A 24,193-nucleotide genomic window follows, 5' to 3' on the forward strand; every position below is an offset into this window, starting at 1 on the left:
CCTCGGTAGGGTCAAGGTTCGTTGGGTTGTAGGTCGGCGCTCAGAACCGCAGCGGCCAGACCCTGATGCGTTCGCGCAGGTCGCCGAGCAGGCGCGCCAGCCCCTCCGGTTCCTTGATCAGGAACCCGATGATCAAGGCGCCGAAGAGCACCTTCTGCAGGTTCTGCAATTGCCCGGCGTCGACGTTGCCGTTGAACAGCCATTGCCCGGCATGGCTGAGCAGGATCGGCACGAGGCTGATGAAGGCCGCGCCGATGAAGCTGCCGGCAATGCTGCCCATGCCGCCGATAATGATGATGAACAGAATCTGGAACGAACGGTTGATGTCGAAGCTGCCCGCGCTGGCTGTTCCCAGGTAAGCGAATGCCCAGAGCGCCCCGGCGATTCCCAGGTAGAACGAACTGACGGCGAAGGCCATGCGCTTGTCGCGCTCCACGGCAATCCCGATCACGGCGGCAGCGGTGTCCATGTCGCGGATCGCCATCCAGTTGCGTCCGACCTGGCTGCGCACCAGGTTGACCGCCACCCAGGTCAACAGCACCACGCAACTGAGGGTCAACAGGTAGCGGCCGACCGGCGTCGCCAGGTTATGGCCGAACAGTTCCAGGCGCGGCGCGCTGATGGTGCCGGACGAAGCGTAGTTGTAGAACCACGGGAACTTGGCGAACACCCACTCCAGAAAAAACTGTGAGGCCAGCGTGGTGACCATCAGGTAAAAGCCCTTGATCCTTGAGCTGGGAATGCCGAACAGCAGCCCGACCACCCCGGCAATCACCCCACCGCCCAGCAGCGCCAGTGGCAGCGGCAGGCCAGGTACGCGCAGCAGCAGGCCGTAGGTGGCAAACGCCCCCACGGCCATGAAGCCGGCGGCGCCGACCGAGGTCTGGCCGGTATAGCCCGTCAACAGGTTCAGCCCCAGGCCCGCCAGCGACAGCACCAGAAAGGGAATCAGGATCGCGTTGAGCCAATAGTCGTTGCCCAGCCACGGCAACCCGACAAACGCCACCAACAACAGCAACAACAGGCCCGGCCGCCAACGGCGACGCACCAGGGTCAGGGGCGCGTCGTCGAAGCTGGCAGTGAGGCGCGGAACAGTAGCGGTCATGGCGTCATACCCGTTCAATGATCCGGTCGCCGAACAGGCCGGACGGACGGATGTAAAGGAAAATCAAGGCGAGGAAATAGGCGAACCAGGGCGTGATCCCGCCGCCGACCAGTGGGCCGATGTATGCCTCGGCGAGGTTCTCGGCCGCCCCGACGATCAGCCCGCCGACGATAGCGCCGCCGATCGAGGTGAAGCCGCCGATGATCAACACCGGCAGCGCCTTGAGCACCACCAGTGACAGTGAGAACTGCACGCCTTGCCGCGCGCCCCAGAGCAACCCGGCGACCAGGCCGACCACCCCGGCCACAGCCCAGACGATCTGCCAGATGCGGTTGAGGTTGATGCCCAGCGACAGTGCCGCACGGGTGTCGTCGGCCACGGCGCGCAGGGCAACACCGATGCGGGTCTTGTTGAACAGCAAGGCCAGCACCGCCACCGTCAGCCCCGACACGCCGGCGGCGATCAGGTCGAACTGGCTGACCATGATCTCGCCCACGAACAGCGGGACGTCCTCGATACCCAGGTCCAGCGCGCGCACCTGGGCGCCCATCAGCCCTTGGGCCAGGCCTTCGATGATGAATGACAGGCCAAGGGTGGCCATGAACAGGGTGATTTGCGAGCGGTTGACCAGCGGACGCAGCACCAGGCGCTCGATCAACAATGCGCCGACGATCATCACCAACACCGTCAGGACCAACGCCAGGGCAAAAGAAAAACCCTGCTCGCGCAAGCTGACGAAGGTCAGCGCGGCGAACAGCAGCATGGCGCCCTGGGCGAAATTGAACACGCCGCTGGCCTTGTAGATCAGCACGAAACCGATGGCCACCAGGGAATACAGGGTGCCAGCCAACAGTCCGCCGACCAGGGTTTCCAAAAAGAAATTCATGCGTGCGAACCCCCCAGGTAAGCGGCGATCACATCGGGGTTGGCCTGGACTTCAGCGGGCGTGCCGTCACCGACCTTGCGTCCGTAGTCCAGCACCACCACATGACTGGAGAGGCCCATGACCACCTGGATGTCGTGTTCGATGAGAATCACCGTCGTACCCAGGTCGCGATTGATATCGGCGATGAAACGGCTCATCTCCTGTTTCTCCTCAGCGTTCATGCCGGCCATCGGTTCGTCGAGCAACAGCAGGGTCGGTTGCGCGATCAGCGCCCTGCCCAGCTCCACGCGTTTCTGCAGGCCATAGGCGAGGCTGCCCACGGCGACGTCGCGCCAGGCCTGCAACTCGAGGAATTCCAGCACCTGCTCGGCCCGCTCGGCGAACGCCCGCGCCTCGCGCCGGGCTCGCGGCAGGCCCAGGGCCTGTTCGAGGAAAAACGTGCGCTGGAAGCGCGACAGGCCGGTGAGCAGGTTGTCCACCACGCTCATTTTCTTGAACAGCGCATTGTTCTGGAATGTCCGGCCGATACCGAGCCGCGCCGCCTTCAGCGGATGCGGACGGCGCAGCGCTTCGGCAGCGAAGAACACCTGGCCGGCGTCGGCCCGGTAGACCCCGTTGAGGATGTTCAGCAGCGAACTCTTGCCCGCGCCGTTCGGCCCGATCAAGGCGCAGATCTCGCCAAGCCTGACGCTGAACGAGAGGTCGGAAATCGCTTTCACGCCGCTGAACGACAGCGACACATTGCGCACCTCCAACAGCGCACTCATGCCGCTCGCTCCAGGTATTCCCGCAACCACGCAGGGCCTTGCCGCACGGCGCCTGCGGGCGCGCTCGGCACCTCGATCCGGCGCAGTCGCTGGAAACCGAGCAGGTGCCGCACCCGCGCCTTGAGCCAGCGTCGCAGGCCACGGCGCGGATCATCCAGAGTCCATTCGCATAGCCGTCGGCGCCAACTGTCCGGGGCCGGCAGCCGGGCTTCTATTTCCGCCGCCAGCGATTCGACTCGCGCCGCGGACAGCAGCAACGCCGTCGGGGCGATCTCGCGGCGATCGCGGCTGGCCGATTCTCGAGTTTCCGGAAAGGCCAGGCCTTCGCCGCCCTCCAGCCAGCGACGGAACAGGTGCGCCAGTCCATCACGCCATTCGGTGCCTTCATCGATCCACACCACCGCGTCGTCGGCAACCTGGGCCCAGCCCTGGCGCTGTGCAGTCGGCGCCTCGGCGACGAACAGCACCGACAGCGATTGCACCTGCCACAAGCCGCGACGCACCGCATTGGCCTGGGCCGAATACAGCCGCAACGGCCAATCATCATCGAGACCGCACTGCAGCCAGTGCGACACGCTTTCGCGGCGCTGGACAAAGGCGAACGCCGGACGGATCAGACGTAGCTGGCGTCGCAGATCCTCACCCTGACTCTCGCGGTCGATCACCACGCTGTGCCCACCCAACTGGCGCGCCGCCAGTGCCAGGATCAGCAGGCTCGGCTCGAAGGCGCCGCTCAGCGCCAACCGCGCCCCCGAGGCAAACCCCTGCTGGCGCAGACCATCGCAGACACGCTCGACCTCGCGTTGCACATCGATCCACCGCCAGGCCCTCCACACGCCGAGGCGTCGATGACGCAAGGCAATCTGCGTCGGTCGCTCCCTGGCCCAACGTTGCAAGGCGACCAAGGCGTTGTCCGTCACGCTTTCAGGCAGTGGTGCATTGAGTTCGAAGAGGCTCATGCGCTTACTCCTCATCCACCAAGGCCGGCTCGGCTACACGGGTGCGCTGGCCCAGTCGACTCAAGTCCCGATAACCGGCACCCGGATGGCTGGCGGGCAAGCGCGGGCCGTCACCGAACAGCTTGTCGCGCAGGGTGCCGGGGCGGTATTCGGTCTTGTACGCGCCGCGCTGTTGCAACTCGGGCACCAGCAGTTCAACCACATCGCGGAAGGTTTCATGGGCCAAGGCGTAGGCCAGGTTGAAGCCGTCCACATCGGTTTCCTCGACCCAGGCCTGCAACTCGTCGGCGACGGTTTGCGCACTGCCGACGATCAACGGGCCGAAGCCACCGATGCCGACCCAATCGGCCAGTTCCTGGACGGTCCACTGCTTGTCCGGGTCGGCGGTCGAGAACGTCTCCACGGCCGACTGGATGGCGTTGGTATGGATGTGCTTGAGCACCTGGTCGGGTCGGTACTGACCGAAGTCGATGCCGGTCCAACCGGAAATCAGCGCCAGCGCGCCCTCGTAGCTGCTGTAGGATTTCAGCTCCTGCCACTTGGCCTGCGCCTGGGCGTCAGTCTCGTCGACAATCACCGTTTGCAAGTTGAAGATCAGCACCTTGCGCGGATCGCGCCCGGCCTCGGCGGCACGTCGGCGGATATCGGCCACGGTCTTTTTCAGGATGACCTTGGACGGCGCCGCGACGAATACGCACTCCGCATGCCCGGCAGCAAAGTCCTTGCCGCGACTCGATGCCCCCGCTTGATAGAGCACCGGCGTGCGCTGCGGCGATGGCTCGCAAAGATGGATGCCCGGGACCTGGAAATGCTTGCCCTGGTGACGGATCTCGTGGACTTTGCTCGGGTCGCTGAAGATGCCGCGCTCCCGGTCGCGCACCACCGCGCCCTCCTCCCAACTGCCTTCGAACAGTTTGTAGAGCACCTCGAGGTATTCGTCGGCGTAGTCATAGCGCGCATCGTGATCGCTGAGCGCCTTCTGCCCGAGATTGCGCGCCCCGCTGTCGAGGTAGGACGTGACGATGTTCCAACCGATCCGCCCCTTGGTCAGGTGGTCCAACGTGGACAGGCGACGGGCAAAGGGATAGGGATGTTCGAAGGTCAACGAGGCAGTCAGGCCGAAGCCCAGGTGCTCGGTCACCAAGGCCATCGGCGTGATCAACGCCAGTGGGTCATTGACCGGGACTTGGGTCGCCTGGCGGATGGCGGCGTCGCCATTGCCGCCGAGCACATCGTAAATACCGATGACATCAGCGATGAAGATACCGTCGAACTTGCCGCGCTCCAGCAACTTGGCCAAGTCGGTCCAGTAATCGAGGTCCTTGTACTGCCAGGCCCGGTCCTTGGGGTGTCGCCAGAGCCCCGGAGACTGATGACCGACGCAGTTCATCTCGAAGGCATTCAAACGAATTTCACGTGGCATGGAAACTCCTGCTCGGTAGATTCAGCACCCAGTCCCGGTGCTCTTTACTGTTCTATCAACACGATTCATGCCAAGAAAATTGTCCTTTAGATTTCAATCAGTTAGATATTTTCCCAGCCAGCAAGGGTGCTGGTTCATCCATAGAGATGTTGATCAGCTGTTCGGTGGCAAACAGTGGCCTGCTCGTTGGAAAAACCCGCAGGAGTCTCCCGACTCGGCTGTCCATGCAGAGGGGACAGCCGCTACGCTTGCCCAGGTCAGCAGCGGCTCATGGAGTTCGAAAGCCAATGGAGAAGAACAGTGAACTTGACCAGGCCACCCTGCGCCTGACCGTCAGCGCCTGCGCGCTGTTGTATATCGTCGTGCTGGTCGGCCTCGATCCGGATGCCGCCACGCGTTACGCCCCCATCATCATCTACATCGTCACGTTCATCTTCGCCTCGGTGTTCCTGCGCATGGCAATCAAGCGCTGGCCAGGGCATTTCTTCTGGCGGCGTCTCTTTGCCATGTTGCATGACTACACCGGTATTGCGTTCGCCATGGTGTTGGGGGGCGAAGGCGCGTTGCCGATCTATGCAGCGCTGCTCTGGGTCACCCTGGGCAATGGCATGCGCTTCGGCTCGCGCTACCTGGCCTTGGCAACGGTCATTGCACTGTCGACCCTGATGCTGATTTTCTGGCTCAACCCCTTTTGGCACACGCAGCCCTACATGTTCCTGATGTTGATCGTCACGACCATCGTGGTGCCGGCCTATGCGCACATCCTGCTCAAACGCACACGCATCGCCTCCGAAGAGGCGATTGCCGCCAACCAGGAGAAATCGCGATTCCTGGCACAGGCGAGCCATGACTTGCGCCAGCCGATCCATTCCATTGGCCTGTTCACCGCGTGCCTGAGGGACGCCAGGCTGGGCCTGGAGGAGCTGCGGCTGGTGGACAACATCGACCGCTCGCTGCACACCGTGTCGCAACTGTTCCGCTCGATCCTCGACATCTACACCCTGGATCACGGCAAGTGGGTACCGCAGGCTGACACCGTCCACTTGGGCGCCTTGCTGCAAGACGTCGTCAAGCAGAACACCGAGGCCGCGCGCTGGGCCGGCGTCGAGCTACGCCTGCGCGCCTGTCCCTATTGGGTCAACGTCAATCCCGGAATGCTGACCACCATGGTCCAGAACCTGTTGTCCAACGCCCTCAAATATGCGCCAGGGCAACCGGTATTGATCGGCGTGCGGCGCCAGGGCAAGGGCCTGGCCGTGGTGATCTACGACAAGGGACGCGGCATCGCCAGCGAGCATCTTCCCGAGGTATTCAAGGAGTTTTATCGCGTGCGCCATGTCCGCGATAAAGACGTCGAGGGGCTTGGCCTCGGCCTGTCCATCGTCAAGCGCATCAGCCAGTTGCTCAATGTCGACATCCACATCCGTTCGACAGTCGGCCAAGGTACCAAGGTGGCGATCAGCGGCCTGGAGCAAGCGGCACCCCGGGCCTCGGCGCCCAGGGTCTCCGGTGCCCGTGACCGCTTGAACGGATTACGGGTGTGCCTGGTGGAAGACGACGCCAACGTCCTGATGGCGACGTCCGCGCTGCTCGAGAAGTGGGGTTGCGACGTGCAAGGTCACAGCGACGGCGAAGGCTTGTCCAGCGACTGCGACATCGTGATCGCCGACTTTGACCTGGGCACCAAGGTCTCCGGTGCCGAGTGCATCGCCGCGATACGCGCCCAACGCGGCTGGGAAGTCCCGGCGCTGGTGATCACCGGACACGACATCGAGCGGATCCGCCAGTCCCTGCAAAACATGAATGTCTCGGTGCTGGCCAAACCCGTACGCCCGCCGGAGCTGCGAGCGGTATTGCTTGAGCAGCTCAAGGCCATGGATCGCCAGGGCGAGGCTCCAGCCAAGGCGTCCTCGGAACCGGATTGAAAGTCCGGGTGGTCAATGACTGAAGGCTTGGCTGAAAGACGTGTCGATAATTCCAGCAGTGGCCAACGGCGCCGGCAGGGCCTTGACCTTGAACAGGAAGTCCGCCGTGCTCTGCAGGTCGGCGGCGGCCTGCGGGTCTACCGGACCGACATTCATGTGAGCCTGGCGCAACCAATGGCGCGAAACGTCCTGGTCCAGATTGGCTTTCTTCGCCCAGAGGTCGGCGTATTGATCGGTGTGGTTGTCGACCCAGGCGCGGGCCTGCTTCACGCGACCGAGGAAGTCGGCGATGGCTTCGCGCTTGTTGTCGATGGCCGGCGTCGAGGCGGCAATGGCGCTGAGGCCGGGCATCAGATTCTTCGCCGTCAGGATCGGCCGGGCGCCGGAGAACAGGATCTGTTGCGAGATGTAGGGTTCCCACACCGGAAAGGCGTCGATGCTGCCCTGGGGCAAGGCGGCGGCCGCATCGATGGGCATCAGCTTGATGAACTCGACGTGGTTGTCGGGCAAGCCGGCCTGCTCCAAGGCGCGCAGCGTCAGTTGCTGGCTCCAGGCGCCGGGCCAATAGGCGATCTTCTTGCCCTTGAGGTCGGCGATGGTCTTGACCGGCGAGTCCTTGGGCACCAGTAGCGCAATGGTGTCCGGGTTCTGCCGCGAGACACCGATCAGCCTCACCGGTGCCTGTTTGGCAGCCAGGAACAGAAAGCCCGAGTCGCCGAGGAAACCCAGGTCCAGGTCACCGGTATTCAGCGCCTCGGCCAGGGGCGCAGCGGCTTGGAAGTGCTTCCAGTCGACGCGATAAGGGGCGCCTTCCAGCACCCCCGACGCCTCCACCGAAGCCCTGACGTTGTAATAGTTCTGGTCGCCGACGTGCAGCACCAGCGGCTCGCCAGCCTGGGCCAAAGGGGTGGCGAACAATGTGCTGAAAAGCAAACGACGCAGGGATCGGGTGAACGTCATGACAGCATTTCCTGGATGATTTTTTAGAACATAGCGCTCCTATCAATTCCTTTAGAAATTCTTTTAGCGCATAAGCTCATAGTCATAATTCAGCCAGTGTTCATGGGGCAACAGCACCGCAACAGACTGTTCGCCGATCAACATTTCCTCTGATGCCTTGCGCAGTGCCAGCGCCCGTTGGTGGCCCTTTCCGGGCTATGGCACAGAGCCTGCAATATTCCTTTCAAGCGCGATTTTTCTCGCTGTCCGATCTTTCGGAAATAAGAACATTGCTTTCTCACCGCCTTGTCTGGAGCTTTCCATGAAACTCGCCCTCCGTTTCTCCCTGGCCCACGCTAGACAGCTGATCAGCGCCTGCGCCCTGGCGCTGGCCGTGCCGTCCATGGTCCAGGCCGCCGAAAGTCCTCCGGCCGAAGTGCACCTGGACTACGCCTATTACTCGCCGGTCAGCCTGGTGCTCAAGCACTTCGGTTACCTGGAAAAAGCCCTGCCCCAGACCAAGGTGAGCTGGGTCTTGAGCCAGGGCAGCAATCGTTCGCTGGAATACCTCAACAGCGGCGGCGTCGACTTCGCATCGTCCGCCAGTCTCGCCGCGGTGTTGAGCCGAGCCAATGGCAGCCCGATCAAGTCGGTGTATGTCTACAGCCGCGCCGAATGGACAGCGCTGGTGGTGCGCAAGGATTCGCCCTACCAGACGATCGCCGACCTCAAGGGCAAGAAGATCGCCGCCACCAAGGGCACCGATCCCTACCTGTTCACCCTGCGCAGCCTGCAACAAGCCGGGCTGAAGAAAGACGATGTGGAACTGGTGCACCTGCAGCACCCGGACGGGCGCACCGCGCTGGAAAAAGGTGACGTCGACGCCTGGGCCGGTCTCGATCCGCACATGGCCGCCAGCGAAGTCCAGGCCGGATCGCGCCTGCTGTATCGCAACCCCGCTTTCAACAGCTACGGCGTGGTCAGCGTCACGGAGAAATACGCCCAAGAGCATCCGCAGACCATCGACACCGTGATCGCCGCCTACGAACAGGCCCGGACGTGGTCGCTGGAGCATCCGCAAGAACTGGCCAAACTGCTGGCCGACGAATCCGGGCTGCCGCTGGAGGTTGCCAAGCTGCAACTGTCACGCACCGACCTGGGCAGCCCGCAACTGAGTGCCAAGGATGTGCTGGCTTCCAAGGCGGCCGCGCCGATCCTGGTCTCCGAGGAATTGGTACGGCGCGGGGTGAACGTCGACCAGGTGATCGATCAACTGCTCGACACCGGCCGCCAGCAAGCCGTCGCCCGTCAATAACCCCTAGCCCAGGCGACAACCGATCCGCGCCTGGCGCGGATTCGGCATTGCCGGAGAATCGCCATGAGCAGCAATAGCAAAGACCTCTCCAACCCACACCTGGCCCTGTCCCCAGCGGACAGAACGCCGCTGTTCGAATCCGACCGCTGGCGACTGCGCCTCAAGGGATTGGCCCTGCCGGTGCTGATCATCGTGTTGCTGGAGATCATCGTGCGCATCGGTTGGCTGCCCGCCTACCAGATGCCGGCCCCCAGCGAGATCGCCCTGACCCTTGGCGAACTGGCCGAAGGCGCCCTGTGGAAGCACATCAGCGCCAGCCTGCTGCGCGTGCTACTGGGCTTTGCCATCGGTGCCAGCCTGGCGTTGGTCTTCGCCGCCTGGGTTGGCCTGAGTCGGGAAGCCGAAGCCTACCTGGAACCGACCTTCGCGGGCCTGCGCTCGATCCCCAGCCTGGCCTGGGTGCCGTTACTCCTGCTGTGGCTGGGCATCGACGAAACCTCCAAAGTGGTGCTGATCGCCATCGGCGCGTTCTTTCCGGTGTACCTCAATGGCGTGGCGGCGATTCGCAACATCGACCGCAAGCTGGTGGAAGTCGGCCACATGTATGGTTTCAGCCGTCGCCGCCTGGTGCGGCGGATTCTCCTGCCTGCCGCCCTGCCCGGCCTGTTCACCGGGTTGCGCAGCGGCATGAGCCTGGCCTGGATGTTCCTCGTGGCCGCCGAACTGATCGCCGCGACCAAAGGCCTGGGCTATCTGCTCAGCGATGGTCGCGAAACCTCGCGCCCGGACATCGTGCTGGCGGCGATCATCGTGCTCGCCGTGCTGGGAAAGCTCAGCGACGGCCTCCTCGCCGGCCTGGAGAAACGCTTCCTGGCCTGGCGCGACACTTTCAACGGCACCGAGGACTGAGCCATGCCCCAAGCCCTGCTGGACATTCACGTGGCGCGCAAGAGCTTCGCGACCACCACCGTGCTCAACGACATCCACCTGCAACTGCAGCCTCGGGAAACCGTGAGCCTGCTGGGCCCCAGCGGCTGCGGCAAAAGCACCTTGCTGCGCATCGTTGCCGGCCTGGAAAAAGACTTCGAAGGGCAACTGCTCAGCCACACCGAACAGTTGGCCTTTGTGTTCCAGGAACCGCGGTTGATGCCCTGGCTGACGGTGCAACAGAACATCGGCTTCAGCGACGATGACCGCTATGACAAAGCCTGGGTCGCGCAGTTGATCGAAGAAGTTGGCCTCAGCGACTTTGCCGACGCCTTGCCCAAGGCGTTGTCCGGTGGCATGGCGCAACGGGTGGCGATTGCCCGCGGCCTGTATTCGCGGCCGCGGGTGCTGCTGCTGGACGAGCCCTTCAGCGCCGTGGACGCTTTCACCCGGATGAAACTGCAAGACCTGTTGCTGCAACTGGCCGAGCGTCACGCTATCGCCCTGCTGCTGGTAACGCACGATGTCGACGAGGCGCTGTACCTGAGCGACCGGGTCCTGGTCATGGACAATCGCCCCAGCCGCATTCGCCAGGAACTGGCGGTGCAACTGCCGCACCCACGCGATCGGCGTGACCCGTTGCTGGCCCGGCTCAAGGCATTGGCGCTGACTGAATTACATCGGGCTCATGTGATTTGAACGGTGCAAAGCGGTCATTGCCGGATTTGCGGCTCAGCAACGGGGATGCGCGGTATTCGCGTATTGCTCCAGCAGCCAAGCCAAGTGTTGGTAAGAGATCGCCAGTGCATGCGCGCCAAGCCTGCTCATCGAGCTGGAGGTACGCCGTGCGTGAACGGCACCGATTGCCGGATGATGGGCATATCGAGCCACCCGCCGCGCGCCGGTTTGTGCACATTGGGCGATGGGGGATTTCGGATCAATCCGGCTCGCTTTGCGCTGTAGCCGGCGCAGCTCCTTGCCCAGTTGCAGCGACAAGTAACCCGCCTGGCAGCCGTGCGGATTATCAGCGCCAAGCAAACGCTTCAATGCGACGATCCGTCCCTGTTGTTTTGCTTGCCATTTGGGGTGATTGATCGTGCCGCCCCGGCGAAGCAACAGACGTGTGTCCTTGTGCAGTGAACGTTTCAATGCCTGGACGTGTCTGGCGGGATCCCTCGGCACGATCTGGAAGGCCAGGAGGCAGACCAGCATCGCGACGATCCAGGCGAACGCCTGGTTCGCGAAATCGGCGAAATCGTAGGACGCGGTTTCGCCGGTGCTCACCAACGTGTTGAACCCGATCAGGTAAGCGATGCTTTGCAGCGCATGGCGGGGTTGGCTCGTCCCATGGATTCCGAATGACCAGAACGTAGCCAGCACCAGCAACAACAGAGGGAAACCGTTGATCTGCGGCAACAGCAGGAATTTGCACAGCGCCGCCGCCAGAATGGCGTAGAGCGTACCGCGTATGAAGCTGGTTATGCCTTGGGCAGGCGCGGGGGCCGTCGCCAGCAACGCGCAGCACGGACCCAGGACCGCCAGCAGCGCGGGCCCTTGATCCCAACCCGTAAAATACCAAACCGTACCCGCGGCCAACGTGGCAAGCAGCGCCCTGATGCCGTTTCGCGCCGCATCAGCGTAATCGCGGTGATACCCGACGGCACGGACCTGCTCTCGACGAGCGTGATCGAGGCTGGAGAAGTTCGACAAGGCCTCGCCCAGGTCCTTCAGTTGCTCATCCAACCGCTCGCCGAGCAACCGCGTGTGGTGGTCTCCGTCAGCACGGTCATCCACCAGGCAACGAAGGCGTCCCACCGAATCGGCGGCGGCGAGAAAGTCAACGCGGCTGTCCATCAACCGCTCACTCAGTTGTCGCAACTCGATGCTCAGTTGAGCCAGCAACGTCGGAGCGAGTCCGGCCCGTTGGTCGTCGAGGGACACGTCAAGCACGGCGGATTGCAGATGCGCCAGGCCTGCCTGAATCGCCAACTGCCGGGAGCGAATCAATGACGACTCGCCCCGGCCAAGCCCTAGTTGATCGTCCACCTTGCCGATATCCAGGGCCAGCACGTGACGCTCCGTCGCCCTTTGTGAGGTCGGCTCGCCGGAGAGTGTCGCTGCGAGCAGCCGGGCACTGCGGACACAGATATCGACCAGCGCGCTGCGGATGTTGTTTTCCATCGTCCTGGGACTGAACAGCGTCGCGGCCAGGCCCAAGCTAAGCACCCCGAGCGCCACCGCCGTGCCACGGGTCACGATGTGATCGAACCCCTGCTCCGGCGCGACGATAGCCGGTCCCAACGCCAGGCACACCGTGTAACCCGCCACCACCGCCGCCGTGGCCGGGTAATGGCGCAACACCGTCATCGCCCCCACGCACAGGCCCAGCCACAGACCGATGCCCACGATGAACAACAGCATCTGTTGCGCGAACAGCCCTGTCAGCACGAACGCCGCCACCAGGCCGACCAACGTACCCAGCATGCGATGAAAGCCCTTGCCGAGAACCGCTCCTTGGATGGGCTGCACCAACAGCAACACGGTGGATGCGCCGGAGAACGGTGACTCCAGGTGCAGTTGGAAGCCGAGCCACAGCGCCAGACCCGCTGCGAAAATACTGCGCATCACGTAGGGAAAAGTGACCGCCGTCCACGGCCGCGGAATCGCCACGAAAAGCTGTTTCGCCAGATTCAGCATCACATGAACGCCTGCAGCCATTGGGTCAGTCGCCAGCGCGCGGCGGTGTCGGGTGACGTCACTTCGACGCTTGCGGTCATGCCCGCCGCCAACTCCACCCCGTCCGGTACCTTGTCCAACTCGATGCGCACCGGTACACGCTGGGCCAACCGAATCCAGCTGAAGGTGGGGCTCACCCGGGGCAAACCGCTGTCGCTGCGCAGTTCGTTGGCGTCCGCAATCCCCCTGCCCATGCTCGCCACACGTCCTTCCAACAGCGGAGCAAATCCCATCAACTTGATCGACACCGGAGCGCCGATGCGCACACCCGGCAGCTTGGTCTCTTCAAAATAACCGGTGACCCAGAAACTGTGCCCGTCGACCACGAACAGGTTGGTATTCCCCGCCTCAGCGTAGTCACCGGCCTGCAGCCGAAGTTGCGTGACATAGCCGTCCACCGGCGAACGGACAGTCGTGCGCTCCAGGTCAAGCCGCGCTTGGGCCAGCTGGCTGCGTGCCGCGTCCAGGCGCGCCTGGGCCACGGCCAAGTCACGCGCCGCATTGTCTATTTCTTCCCGGGCGATGGCCTCGGCCAGCCGGGTCCGCCGCTTGAACTGCGCACTGCGCTGCTCGAATACACTGCGCGCCTCGGCGAATTCCGCCGCGCGCTGCTGCAACGCCAATCGGTAGGCACGGGCATCGATGCGATACAGCAAATCGCCCTTGGTCACCCATTGGTTGTCGCCGGCCAACAACTGCACCACCTGGCCGGACACCTCCGGTGCAATACGAATGACCTGCGCGCTCACCCGCCCGTCCCGGGTCCAGGGCGCCAAGACGTACGCCCGCCAGAGTTGCAGGCAGAACATTATGGCCAGCAAGCCAAGTCCCAGGGTGACAGCAGGCTTGATTAGTTTGACGACAGACATGGCCGACCTCGCTCAGCAGTTGACGACGATCGCCGAGACGACAATGAGCGACACGAAAAAACGCGCCAGCGCTGGGTGCCACGTCCCGTCCAGCCAGCGACGGGTCAGGCGCTCGATGAGTTTGTAGACCAGAGCCGATACGCCCAGGTAGATCAACAACGGAGGGAAATAGAGGTTGGCAATGGAAATTTCACTGAGCATGGCAAGCACCGGGATTCGGAGGGTTCTGGCATTCGCCCGTCTGCGGCAGGAGGGCTTGTGGCTCATGCTAGGGAATGACCGCTGCTGCCGATATTGAGTACACTGCCAAAATATAATCAAATTCAGACAACCTTCGACCACGCCATGACCGACATCCACCGCCTGCACGTCGATCAGTTCGAATACGACAACCTTTCGCAACCCGCCGTGGCGCTAATGCTGGAACCCCAGCGCAACGACAGCGAATCGGCGACACACAAACACCGCAAGGGACAACTGGTGATCGCTTATCGCGGGGGCATCGTGTGCACGGTGGAAGATGGCGTGTGGATGGTCCCGTCAGGGTTCGGCGTATGGATTCCCGGCGGCGTCGCGCATAACAACCGTGTCACGGCCAACGGACAGGTGTGTTTCTTGTTCGTCGAACCCGGTGCCGCGTCGCTGCCAGAACGCTGTTGCACGCTGGCCCTATCACCCTTGATCCTTGAGCTCATCCGGCACCTGAGCGGCCAGGGACAGGATTACCCGACCGATTCGCGCCCTGCGCGGTTGGCCAACGTGCTGCTTGAAGAACTTGAATTGGCCCCGACGGAACAGCTTTACCTGCCCTTGCCCGCGTCGATCCCGCTGCGCACGATCGCCCGGGCGCTAGCGCAAGATCCCGCTGACCGCGCCACCATGGCGAGTTGGGCACGGCATGTGGCCATGAGCGAGCGTTCGCTGGCCCGCCTGGTAAAAGGCGAAACCGGCCTTACCTTCGGCCAATGGCGCAAGCAATGGCAGATCATCGTCGCGTTGCAGAACCTGGCCGAGGGTCAGTCAGTGCAGAGAACCGCCGAAGCGCTCGGCTACGAGTCAGTCAGTTCGTTCATCAGCATGTTTCGCAAGACGCTGGGCACTTCGCCGGCACGCTACCTGCGCAATACCACGTTAAGGTAGTGGGCGGGGCCTGATGCAGCATGGCCCACGGGCTCGATCACTCGCTGGGCCTTGGACCTACCCTGGGAAGGTCTCCTCGACCAAGCGCGGCAGAACCTCTGCCGCCTTGCCCGCCAGGCTGAATTCACGATCACCTGCTACAGGCTCAGGCTGCACATTGATGTGCAGCACCTGTGCGCCGTGTTGCAAGGCAATTCGCGGAATCTCGGCCGCGGGTTGCACCAGACCGGACGTGCCGATCGACAGCAGCACGTCACAGTCCTTCGCTGCCGACACGGCCTTGCGCCATGCATCATCAGGCAGCGATTCGCCAAACCAGACCACGCCTGGTCGCACCTTCCCGTTGCAACGCCGACAGCGCGGCGGCTCGATGCGGCGCCCCCCTTGCGGCTCATCGAGTGGCTCCGCTCCGAGCGCATACGGTCGTGCACAGGCAAAGCAGCGCGGTAAGTCCAGGCTTCCGTGCAAATGCAAGACATCATGACAGCCGGCGCGCTCCAACAAATCATCAACGTTCTGGGTGACGACGGTGACCCTGGGCACGTGCCGAGCCAATTCAGCTATCGCCAGGTGTGCAAGGTTGGGTTGTGCGCCAAGGACTTTGGCGCGTCGCCATTCGTACCAGCCCCACACCAGGGCGGGATCATTGCGAAACGCTTGGGCAGTGGCCAGCGCAGCGGGGTCGAAGTTTTCCCACAGGCCGGTCAAGGCGTCGCGGAATGTGGGGATGCCACTTTCAGCGGAGATCCCCGCGCCGGAAAACACCACGACGTGGCGTGCGTTTCGCAATTGTTCAGCCTGGAATTCCATCACCGCCTCTTGGGTGTTCTTAGCGTGGCCAAGACTCGCTTCATCGCGCCATAGGGGTTGCGGTCACCAAAGGATAACGCACGTCAAAACCCACCATGAACAATGCTCGCTCCAGACTCAGCAACATCGCCCCCTGCTTCTCTGCCTTGAGCAACCGAACCACCTCTCCCAGGATGCGGCTGGCTGTCCGCACAAGCCCCGCCCAGACTTCGGCTTGATGCGGCTGCTTGGCGGTGCTTTTCTTGTAAAGACAATCAAACTTGAAAGCACCTTGCGACGGGTCGCGTGTTTCAACGTTTTTGTTGGGCGTTTTCTGATTGGGCCCCCAACGAAACGCGAGATCCGGCGGGACTACACTTTGCCCGATTCCATCGAGCCATTTGCGGGCCAACAACCCCAGCGCCGCCCCCACCCGGCCATCGTAGATGATGATGCCGTCCGGGACCGCAGCAGCGTAGATCTTCGTCATCGCGGAGTTCATCAGCAGATCCGTGCCATCGAAAGCCGTGAGTGAGTGGCTGCTTGTGGGGCGAAGCAGTTCGACAGCACGGAGGATGGAGCGGCACAAGGCACGTTCGTTAGCCTGCGCCTCGACCCACCGCAAGGAAGCATCATCCGGTCGAGTGGCAACACCTCCCCATCTGAATATTTCCAGGCAGGCGGCTCGCGCAGCAATGCAATCGTTCGCAGCCAGTGCCGCGCGCAGTCGCGCCGCAATGCTGGCAAAGTCATCAGGTGCCAGGCGTTCCGGCCAGGAATAGTGCTCGGCGGCCTGGGCCAGGGATAAACACCACCAGCCCTTGCTCAGCGGTTGGATGCGTTCCTTCCATGGTTTCCATGCCCGACTCTTGGTGATGGGATAACGATGTTCGAAAGACCCCGGAACGCCTGACCACAGTGCCGCCAAATGTTTAGCAAAAGCCTGTTGAGTGGGACTCAGACTTCCAACAAGCTTCTCTTCATCTAGCTGTTGGCTCGGCTGGAGAACTCCAAACTCGGCTACCGGTCGCGACGACAACCACACCGATGAGACTGTTTGGGTAGTTAATTGCGTCATGCTGACTTCCTTGCCGGGTAAGGGAATAAGATTAACGGCAAACATTAGCTGTCACCCTGCTTCGTAGGCAAGATTCGATTTCCGCCTCGATCGGCAGGCCGCCATGGCAGTCAGAATTTACCTAGAAAAATCGCCCTTCACCCCACTGCCCCTAAAGCTTTCGTCAGCGATGCCGATCCATAACGATGGACCATGCTCTGCCGGCATGGCGTCCCACACCAACAAGGATGTTGTGAATGCTTCAGGCAATTCCCCTTTCCACGGCCCTCCATGAGCCGACATTTCGACCCGCCCCTGCCCTCTTCGGACCCTGTCATGGCGGTTTCGCTGAACGGGTGAAAGCCACTTCCTGCTTTTTACTCCCCCCGCAACACCGGGCACGGAACACGATGTCACGGTACGCAGAACGCCCAGCATTTCCAGCAACTGCGCTAGCAAACCCATTCTCCGTCGTCGCCAACACACAAGGAACAGTAATGAACGCGCCACAAGATCTTAACCGCCTGTATTCCGATGTTTCTGACAGCATCGCCAGCGCGATGGCCGATATCCTGGAGTTGAATGTCGAGCACAAGGATGGCAAGCGCGAAGTCGGCAACATGACCGAGAAGCTTCGCGCGATCCAGGTGCGCTTCGATGACGAACTCGATCAATTGAAAACGCATGCCGAGTGGGACATGTTTACCATGGCGTTTTTCGGCGAAACCAATGCGGGCAAGAGCACGATCATCGAATCCTTGCGCATTCTGTTCAAGGAAGAGTCCCGGCAAGCGTTGCTGGAACAGAATGCTCACGACCTGGTGAAGTACGAAAAAGCACTAGCCGAGCATATCGATCGTCTGCGCGAAGGCTTGAACGCGGTTTACGAAGAATATGCGGCGCAAATCACTGATATCCGCCAGGGCATACGCCGGCTCGCCGAGATTTTGCAAGAAGAGGCCATCGCCAGAAACCGCATCGCTGAAGCCGAAGCCCAGGCGCGAACTACGCTGGCAGAGCAGGAGACCCAGGCCCGATTGAAGGCCGAACAGGAAGCCACTACGCAGCGACTGAAAACCGAGCAAGAAATGGTCGCCCAACGGCTGAAGATCGAACACGAGGAAGCAACGCAACGCCTCCAACTGGCCCAGGACCAATCCAACGCCAAAATCAGAACGAAGCTGATTGCTTCTGCCTGCGTCGGACTCGTTCTAGGGGTCGCCGCAGCGGCAGTTTTCTTGAAACTGGCAGGAGCCTGAGATGAGTAACTTCGAGCTCGACGAATTGTTCGATGAAGCGACCGCTGCCTCTGAAGACCTTGTTATCGCAAGTCCCTTCGTTCCCATCAAGACCCGCTCGGCAGCCTTGGATGACGTGCTGAACCATCGACTCGCCGGCGTATTTTCCGGGGTCCTGGCACTTGACCGAAAAAAAGCGCTGGCCTCTCGCATAGATGGGCAAATCATCGGCACGGGCGAAGCGGATTTCACCAAGGGCAATACGTTCTACACGCTCAACTACAAGGGCAAACGCTTTCAGTTGATCGATGTGCCTGGCATCGAAGGTGACGAAGGCAAATATTCTCATATGGTCCGCGAAGCGGTGGCCAAGGCGCACTTGGTGTTCTACGTCAACGGCACCAACAAGAAGCCCGAAAAAGCCACGGCGCAAAAAATCCGTTCCTATTTGCGCCTCGGCACCGAGGTGTGCCCCCTGATGAACGTGCGCGGCAATGCCGACCAATACGAGCTTGACGGAGTCCCGGCGACCCTTGAAAGCGATGGTGGCTCGACAAAGGCACTACAGCAGACCATCGGCGTGCTTGAGTCTGTCCTGGGCGCCAAAGCCATGCGGCCTGGACATTGCGTGCAGGGGCTGCTCGCCTTCTCGTCCTTGGCCATTGCGCCGGGGACCGAACGGACGGCCATCCACCCCTCCCGTGATCGGGATCTAGTCATTCACCAGCGCAATTACCGCAAGTACTTTGCCTCGTCGAAGGCCATGTATGAGTTCAGCCAGATCAAGTTCGTCGCCCAGGTGCTCCATGGAAAACTGGGCACATTCAAGGAAGACATGATCGAAAGCAACAAGAGCAAAGTGCATGAGTTGCTGGTGGAGAACCTCGCCACCTTGAAAGAGCTCCACGTTGGCCACGAGATGTTCATGGCCCGGACAGAGCCGGAGTTTGAAAAGTGTCGCGTCGCCATCAAAGATGGGCTGGTCAGGTTCGAACGCCTGTTAAAGGATGGCCGAAAGAACCTTTGGAACGGACTATTCATTGACTTGAGTGCCTCCGCCGACAAAATCGTCGAGACATACTTTGGCGACAACGATTTAATCTCCACCAAGATCCAGGGCGCCTTCCGCGAGCGTCAGGAACAACTCAAAGAAGACCTCCAGGCACAGTTCGAAAAATATCTCGAGGAATTGCAAGGCGATCTTTTCCAAGCCATGCAGCGCCTGCTGGAGGACGTTTCGCGCGTTGAATTCGAGCAGGCAATCGCTTACGCAGGGGCGAACCTCAACGCTAACTACAAGACACCGGAGCTGGGCCTCGGCCTGGATCTCAAAGATTATGGCTGGATGCTCTTCAATGTCGGTTCCTATGCCCTTGCAGGGGCTGGAGTCGGTACCGCATTCCCTATCGTCGGCAATCTTGTCGGTGCTGCCATCGGCGCCGTGGTGGGCTTATTGATCAATTTCCTGAACTACTTCATCGGCGAAGAAAAGCGCATTCGCAAAGCCCAGGCCCAAGTCCAGGAAAAAATCGCCGAGGCCCGCGCCAAGGCCGTCGGTTCTCTGCGCGAGGAACTCGAGGACTTGCTCGCACCCATTCGCAGCCAAATCGAAGAAAAGGTTCTCGGCCAAGTCGACAACATCAAAGAATCCCTGACTCGTCCGCTGCACATCATCAAGCAGCAGATGGCGTTGATGCAGCGCACTAAAGATCAACTGGAGAAAATGCCCCATGGAACAATTCACGCAATTCAATGTTGATAAGCAGACCGCAATCAAAGGCCTGGATCAGCTTCGGATCATCTTGAAAGAGCTGGGCGAGCTGGGCGCTGACGTCAAGGTCGAAATGGAAAAGATCGAATCCGCTGTCAAGGCGATCGAATCCGACGTTCTGCGCATTGCGCTGTTGGGCGCCTTCTCTGACGGCAAGACCAGCGTAATCGCCGCATGGCTGGGCAAAGTCATGGCCGACATGAAAATCGACATGGACGAATCCTCAGATCGATTGGCGATCTACACGCCAGAAGGCTTGCCGGGAAAATGTGAAATCGTCGATACCCCGGGCCTCTTCGGTGACAAGGAAAAGACCGTCGATGGCGAACAGGTGGTTTATGAAGACCTGACCAAACGCTACATTTCCGAAGCGCATCTGATTCTTTACGTCGTGGACGCCACCAATCCACTCAAGGATAGCCACAGCGCTATCGCCAAGTGGGTGCTGCGCGACTTGAATAAACTGTCTTCGACAGTCTTCGTCATCAATAAGATGGACGAAGTGACCGACCTGACCGAACAGGTATTGTTCGATGATCAGGCCGCGATCAAAAAGGACAACCTCAAAGCCAAGCTGCAGCGGGCAGCCAACCTGACTTCGGAAGAGCTAACGCGTCTGAATATCGTCTGCCTGGCTTCAAACCCCGGTGGCCGTGGGCTGGAATTCTGGTTCGGCAAGCCCGAGCACTACGAAAGCCGCTCACGGATCAACGACCTGAAGGCCATGACCACTCGTATCCTGCAGGACAACGTGCCTGCAGTATTGATGGCCAAGACAGGCATGGACGTGGTGCGCGACGTTGTCGGCCAGCATGTGGCCCGGGCCGAAGAGCAGTTGGGAAGACTGAATGCGTTCGCGCAACAAAACGCCGAGGAATCCGAGCGGATCAAACAGGACATCTCCAAGGGCCGCCGCGATGTCAAACGTCTCGCTGGAGAGCTGTTCGAGGAGCTGCGCAATATCGAGAACGAACTGCTTGGCAAGCTCCGTCCGTTGTCACTGGAGAATATCCGCGATTTTCTCGAAGACGAGATCGGTTACACCGAAGAAGGTGTCGGCTACAAGCTCAACCTCAGAATCAAGGCCGCCATTGACCGCTCGTTCGACCAGTCGTCCAAAGTCACCAACCGCATCTCCCAGGACATCGGCCGTCAGCTCAATTCAAGCGAAAGTTTTCTCAACGCCATGAGCGAGGGCGCGCTCAAATCCATGGGCGGAGCAGCGAAAGGAATCGCCAACTTGAGTCCGGATATCATCAAGGGCGCAGTGTTTGCCGCGCGAGATGCGCTGGGCTCGGTGACCGGCGTGGTCATTAAGTTCAAACCGTGGCAAGCAACCAAGATCGCGGGAGCGATTTCCAAGTGGGCCGGTCCTGCTGGCGCGGCCTTCACCCTGACGTCAGACCTTCTGAGCGCCTATAAGGCTCATGAACTTGAACAGGAACTGAAAACCGTCAAGGAATCCATCACCACGATCATCAAGAGTTCGTTCAAGGACATCTACGATCTGATTGGTGATGACGAAAAACTGCTCGATTTCTTTGCACCACAACTCAAAGAGTTTGAAAAAATCGTCGCAGCCGTAGATGAGCGCTCGACATTCATCCGTACCAACCAGGAAAAACTGATTCAAGTGCGCGAAAAACTGAGCATGCTGGGGCTTCCAGGCATCACAGCGGCTTCGGTACAAGCGTTGACGGCTTGACCCTGGCCGGAGTCCGCCAGAAGCAGCACGCTGGCGGCCTCCCATTATTTTCTGCTGAAGCGAGCCTTCATTGCGCCGACACTGATCACCTGGGTAGAACACCACATTGACGCAGAGGAAGGACAATGACGGAACTGCCAGAAGGGAGCGGCCTGTTCCCGAGCACGGAACACGACAAGCTCGCAGCGTCCGACGACGTGAGCCTTGCCGCCTGGACTCGGGTCTGGGCGGATCTCGGCGTCAGGCACGCACCGCTAGAGACGTTTGAAGAACTCATTCGACACTATTGCGAGCCACACCGCGCTTATCACAACCGCCAGCATCTAGCGGAGTGCCTCCACGTACGGCAGCTCGTCAACGCCGCTTGCCAGGCACCCGCCGAAGTTGACCTCGCGCTATGGTTTCATGACGCGATCTACGACCCCCTTCGCACCGACAACGAGCTGCGCAGTGCACAGTGGTTGGACGACGTGGCACGGGATAACGGACTGGACGAGGAAACACGACGCAGGCTTTACGACCTGGTCATGGTGACACGGCACGACGGTGCCCCAGCGACGGCAGACGAGGCGGTGCTGGTGGATACTGACCTGGCGATCCTGGGGGCCTCCTTCGAGCGGTTTGAGGAATACGACCGGCAAATCCGCCTTGAATACCAATACGTGCCCCTGCCTATGTACCGTCAGAAGCGGCGCCAGGTCCTGGAGCGTTTCCTGGCGCGTGAGCGTATCTACACGACCCCCTTGTATTTCGAGGCATTCGAGCAGCAGGCACGGGAAAATCTCGCCCGGGCTATCCCCCGCCTTGATTGAAAACCGGATTCAAGCGTCAACGTGATTCGTCTTCAAGGTTTTTCAGTCATTCGCCGATACAGGCCTGATAAACTGACCGGCTCGCCGATAGCCCATCGCGGCGCAACGACTCAAGGAGTTCCAACGGACATGATTGTCGGCATTGACCTGGGCACCACCCATAGCCTTATCGCAGCATGGCGCGACGGCGCGGCGCAACTGGTGCCCAACGCGTTGGGCGAGTGGCTGACACCGAGCGTGGTCGGCCTGGACGATGAAGGCCGCGTCATGGTGGGCCGCACGGCCCTGGAGCGCTTGCAAACGCACCCCCGACTCACCGCCTCGCTTTTCAAGCGCTACATGGGCAGCGCCCGTCTCACCACCTTGGGCAACCAGCAGTTCCGGGCCGAGGAGCTCTCGGCCATGGTGCTACGCAGCTTGCGCGAGGATGCCGAGCGGCATTTCGGCGAACCGGTGGAAGAGGCCGTCATCAGCGTTCCCGCCTATTTCAGCGATGCCCAGCGCAAGGCCACGCGAATCGCCGGCGAGCTGGCCGGATTCAAGGTCGAGCGACTGATCAATGAACCCACCGCGGCCGCACTCGCCTATGGCTTGCACCGGCGAGACACTGCCAGCACTTTCCTGATATTCGACCTTGGCGGCGGGACGTTCGACGTGTCGATCCTGGAGCTGTTCGAAGGGATCATGGAAGTGCGCGCCAGTGCTGGCGACAACTTCCTTGGCGGAGAAGATTTCGACACGCTGCTGGTCCAGGATTTCGTTGCCGCACAGGCAGGCAACAACGAGGCGCCGCTGGCCCTTGGAGACCCACAGCTCTACGGCCGGCTGCGCCGTGAAGCTGAACGCGTGCGCAAATCCCTGGGCCAGGAGTCAAGCGCAACGTTCGCAATACGCCAGGGCGAGCGCGAATGGCGTCGCGAATACACCCAGGCCAGCCTGACCGACCTTTATGCGCCCCTGTTCAGCCGTCTTCGAGCCCCTATCGAGACCGCGTTGCGAGATGCCCGCATCCGCGCCGGCGAGCTGGACGAAGTGTTGCTGGTGGGCGGCACCACCCGCATGCCGTTGGTACGCAAACTGGCCGCCAGCCTGTTCGGACGCTTTCCCTCTATCCAGCTCAACCCCGATGAAGCCGTGGCGTTGGGCGCAGCGGTGCAGGCAGGCCTGAAAAGCCGCGACGCGGCACTTGAAGAAATCGTGCTCACCGATGTCTGCCCGTACTCCCTGGGCATCGAAATTGCGGTTGAGTTTGGCGGCAAGCTCGAAAGCGGGCATTACCTGCCGATCATCGAACGCAACTGCGTGGTGCCCGTGAGCAAGGTCAAGCGCGTCTTCACACTTCAGGACCAGCAAAAGGTCGTGCTGCTGAAGGTCTATCAAGGCGAAAGCCGTCGGGTCACTGAAAACATTCTCTTGGGCGAATTGGAAATTCCCGTGCCGCCCATGGCTGCCGGAGAGGTGGGGATCGATGTGCGCTTCACTTACGACACCAACGGTCTGCTGGAGACCGATGCGCAGACCGTCCAGACCGGTGAACGGCGCAACCTGGTGATCGCCAATAACGCCGGCGTGCTGGATAGCGAAGAAATCGGCCGGCGTCTCAAGGCCTTGGAAACGCTGAAGATCCACCCACGCAACGAACAACCCAACACCTTGCTGATCGCCCGGCTGGAACGTCTCTACCAGGAAAGCCGCGGTGAGCTGCGCCAACGAATCGATGAGTTGGCGACCCGCTTCGGCCAGATGCTCGAAACCCAGGAATTGCATGACATCCGGGCACTGCGGATGCAGATCAGCGCCCAGCTCGACAGCTTGGAAGAAGGTGTCTGA

21 protein-coding genes are annotated in these 24,193 nt (G+C 61.2%); 10 read left to right on the top strand and 11 right to left on the bottom strand.

Annotation, left to right across the window (positions count from 1 at the left end):
- Positions 1 to 40 precede the first annotated feature (40 nt).
- The 5 genes from KSS97_RS17305 to KSS97_RS17325 are packed head-to-tail and all read right to left on the bottom strand — an operon-like array spanning position 41 to position 5,140.
- Entirely contained in the window at positions 41 to 1,105 is a 1,065-nt protein-coding gene (locus KSS97_RS17305) for a branched-chain amino acid ABC transporter permease (RefSeq protein ID WP_030141731.1), read from the bottom strand.
- A gap of 4 nt (positions 1,106 to 1,109) precedes the next feature.
- Positions 1,110 to 1,991 (bottom strand): branched-chain amino acid ABC transporter permease, encoded by an 882-nt coding sequence (locus tag KSS97_RS17310; RefSeq protein WP_030141732.1) that lies wholly within the window; start codon positions 1,989 to 1,991, stop codon positions 1,110 to 1,112.
- Complete coding sequence (locus KSS97_RS17315) at positions 1,988 to 2,758, bottom strand: ABC transporter ATP-binding protein (RefSeq protein ID WP_217859740.1); 771 nt, start codon at positions 2,756 to 2,758, stop codon at positions 1,988 to 1,990. The genes KSS97_RS17310 and KSS97_RS17315 overlap by 4 nt, the downstream gene beginning before the upstream one ends.
- On the bottom strand, positions 2,755 to 3,717 hold the full coding sequence (locus tag KSS97_RS17320; RefSeq protein WP_217859741.1) for an AMP-binding protein: 963 nt from the start codon (positions 3,715 to 3,717) through the stop codon (positions 2,755 to 2,757). Before KSS97_RS17320 ends, KSS97_RS17315 begins: the two co-directional genes overlap by 4 nt.
- Positions 3,718 to 3,721: 4 nt before the next feature.
- Complete coding sequence (locus KSS97_RS17325) at positions 3,722 to 5,140, bottom strand: LLM class flavin-dependent oxidoreductase (RefSeq protein WP_217859742.1); 1,419 nt, start codon at positions 5,138 to 5,140, stop codon at positions 3,722 to 3,724.
- 287 nt (positions 5,141 to 5,427) lie between these two features.
- Here KSS97_RS17325 and KSS97_RS17330 point away from each other — a divergent pair, with 287 nt between their 5' ends.
- On the top strand, positions 5,428 to 7,065 hold the full coding sequence (locus tag KSS97_RS17330) for an ATP-binding response regulator (RefSeq protein WP_217859743.1): 1,638 nt from the start codon (positions 5,428 to 5,430) through the stop codon (positions 7,063 to 7,065).
- A gap of 12 nt (positions 7,066 to 7,077) precedes the next feature.
- On the opposite strand, the gene KSS97_RS17335 is transcribed toward KSS97_RS17330, so the two are convergent.
- A complete protein-coding gene (locus KSS97_RS17335) occupies positions 7,078 to 8,025 on the bottom strand; it encodes an ABC transporter substrate-binding protein (protein ID WP_030141737.1) in 948 nt (315 codons plus the stop codon).
- Between the two features lie 301 nt (positions 8,026 to 8,326).
- Between KSS97_RS17335 and KSS97_RS17340 the strand changes: the two genes are divergently transcribed.
- The 3 genes from KSS97_RS17340 (at position 8,327) to KSS97_RS17350 (ending at position 10,945) form a co-directional block, all read left to right on the top strand.
- Complete coding sequence (locus KSS97_RS17340) at positions 8,327 to 9,319, top strand: aliphatic sulfonate ABC transporter substrate-binding protein (RefSeq protein ID WP_217859744.1); 993 nt, start codon at positions 8,327 to 8,329, stop codon at positions 9,317 to 9,319.
- A gap of 63 nt (positions 9,320 to 9,382) precedes the next feature.
- Positions 9,383 to 10,228: an ABC transporter permease gene (locus KSS97_RS17345; protein WP_217859745.1), complete on the top strand. Its 846-nt coding sequence runs from the start codon at positions 9,383 to 9,385 to the stop codon at positions 10,226 to 10,228.
- 3 nt (positions 10,229 to 10,231) lie between these two features.
- Positions 10,232 to 10,945 carry an ABC transporter ATP-binding protein gene (locus tag KSS97_RS17350; RefSeq protein WP_217859746.1) on the top strand — a complete coding sequence of 238 codons (714 nt, stop codon included), beginning with the start codon at positions 10,232 to 10,234 and terminating at the stop codon, positions 10,943 to 10,945.
- 33 nt (positions 10,946 to 10,978) lie between these two features.
- On the opposite strand, the gene KSS97_RS17355 is transcribed toward KSS97_RS17350, so the two are convergent.
- Genes KSS97_RS17355 through KSS97_RS17365 form a run of 3 tightly spaced genes read right to left on the bottom strand, consistent with a single transcriptional unit; the run spans position 10,979 to position 14,052 of the window.
- A complete protein-coding gene (locus KSS97_RS17355) occupies positions 10,979 to 12,943 on the bottom strand; it encodes an FUSC family protein (protein ID WP_217859747.1) in 1,965 nt (654 codons plus the stop codon).
- Positions 12,943 to 13,851, bottom strand: coding sequence for an efflux RND transporter periplasmic adaptor subunit (locus tag KSS97_RS17360; RefSeq protein ID WP_217859748.1), 909 nt, complete (start codon positions 13,849 to 13,851; stop codon positions 12,943 to 12,945). Before KSS97_RS17360 ends, KSS97_RS17355 begins: the two co-directional genes overlap by 1 nt.
- A 12-nt stretch (positions 13,852 to 13,863) precedes the next feature.
- Positions 13,864 to 14,052, bottom strand: a complete 189-nt coding sequence (locus KSS97_RS17365; protein WP_030141742.1) for a DUF1656 domain-containing protein — start codon at positions 14,050 to 14,052, stop codon at positions 13,864 to 13,866.
- Between the two features lie 144 nt (positions 14,053 to 14,196).
- Here KSS97_RS17365 and KSS97_RS17370 point away from each other — a divergent pair, with 144 nt between their 5' ends.
- Complete coding sequence (locus KSS97_RS17370) at positions 14,197 to 14,991, top strand: AraC family transcriptional regulator (RefSeq protein WP_217859749.1); 795 nt, start codon at positions 14,197 to 14,199, stop codon at positions 14,989 to 14,991.
- Positions 14,992 to 15,048: 57 nt separating this feature from the next.
- Here the strand turns inward: KSS97_RS17370 and KSS97_RS17375 are convergent, their stop codons facing one another.
- Positions 15,049 to 15,801, bottom strand: a complete 753-nt coding sequence (locus KSS97_RS17375) for an SIR2 family NAD-dependent protein deacylase (RefSeq protein ID WP_217859750.1) — start codon at positions 15,799 to 15,801, stop codon at positions 15,049 to 15,051.
- A 40-nt stretch (positions 15,802 to 15,841) separates the two neighbouring features.
- Positions 15,842 to 16,858, bottom strand: coding sequence for a hypothetical protein (locus KSS97_RS17380; protein ID WP_217859751.1), 1,017 nt, complete (start codon positions 16,856 to 16,858; stop codon positions 15,842 to 15,844).
- Between the two features lie 476 nt (positions 16,859 to 17,334).
- Between KSS97_RS17380 and KSS97_RS17385 the strand changes: the two genes are divergently transcribed.
- From KSS97_RS17385 to KSS97_RS17405, 5 genes are all read left to right on the top strand, one after another.
- A complete protein-coding gene (locus KSS97_RS17385; protein ID WP_217859752.1) occupies positions 17,335 to 18,096 on the top strand; it encodes an ATP-binding protein in 762 nt (253 codons plus the stop codon).
- Between the two features lies 1 nt (position 18,097).
- Positions 18,098 to 19,834 carry a hypothetical protein gene (locus tag KSS97_RS17390; RefSeq protein WP_217859753.1) on the top strand — a complete coding sequence of 579 codons (1,737 nt, stop codon included), beginning with the start codon at positions 18,098 to 18,100 and terminating at the stop codon, positions 19,832 to 19,834.
- Positions 19,806 to 21,551 carry a LeoA/HP0731 family dynamin-like GTPase gene (locus KSS97_RS17395; RefSeq protein ID WP_217859754.1) on the top strand — a complete coding sequence of 582 codons (1,746 nt, stop codon included), beginning with the start codon at positions 19,806 to 19,808 and terminating at the stop codon, positions 21,549 to 21,551. Before KSS97_RS17390 ends, KSS97_RS17395 begins: the two co-directional genes overlap by 29 nt.
- A gap of 125 nt (positions 21,552 to 21,676) precedes the next feature.
- Positions 21,677 to 22,363, top strand: a complete 687-nt coding sequence (locus KSS97_RS17400) for an HD domain-containing protein (RefSeq protein WP_217859755.1) — start codon at positions 21,677 to 21,679, stop codon at positions 22,361 to 22,363.
- Positions 22,364 to 22,492: 129 nt separating this feature from the next.
- The gene (locus KSS97_RS17405; RefSeq protein WP_198795795.1) at positions 22,493 to 24,193 is read left to right on the top strand and encodes a molecular chaperone HscC; all 1,701 of its coding nucleotides are present in this window, start codon (positions 22,493 to 22,495) and stop codon (positions 24,191 to 24,193) included.

The sequence above is a fragment of the Pseudomonas alvandae genome (assembly GCF_019141525.1).
In the GTDB taxonomy this organism is placed as follows: domain Bacteria; phylum Pseudomonadota; class Gammaproteobacteria; order Pseudomonadales; family Pseudomonadaceae; genus Aquipseudomonas; species Aquipseudomonas alvandae.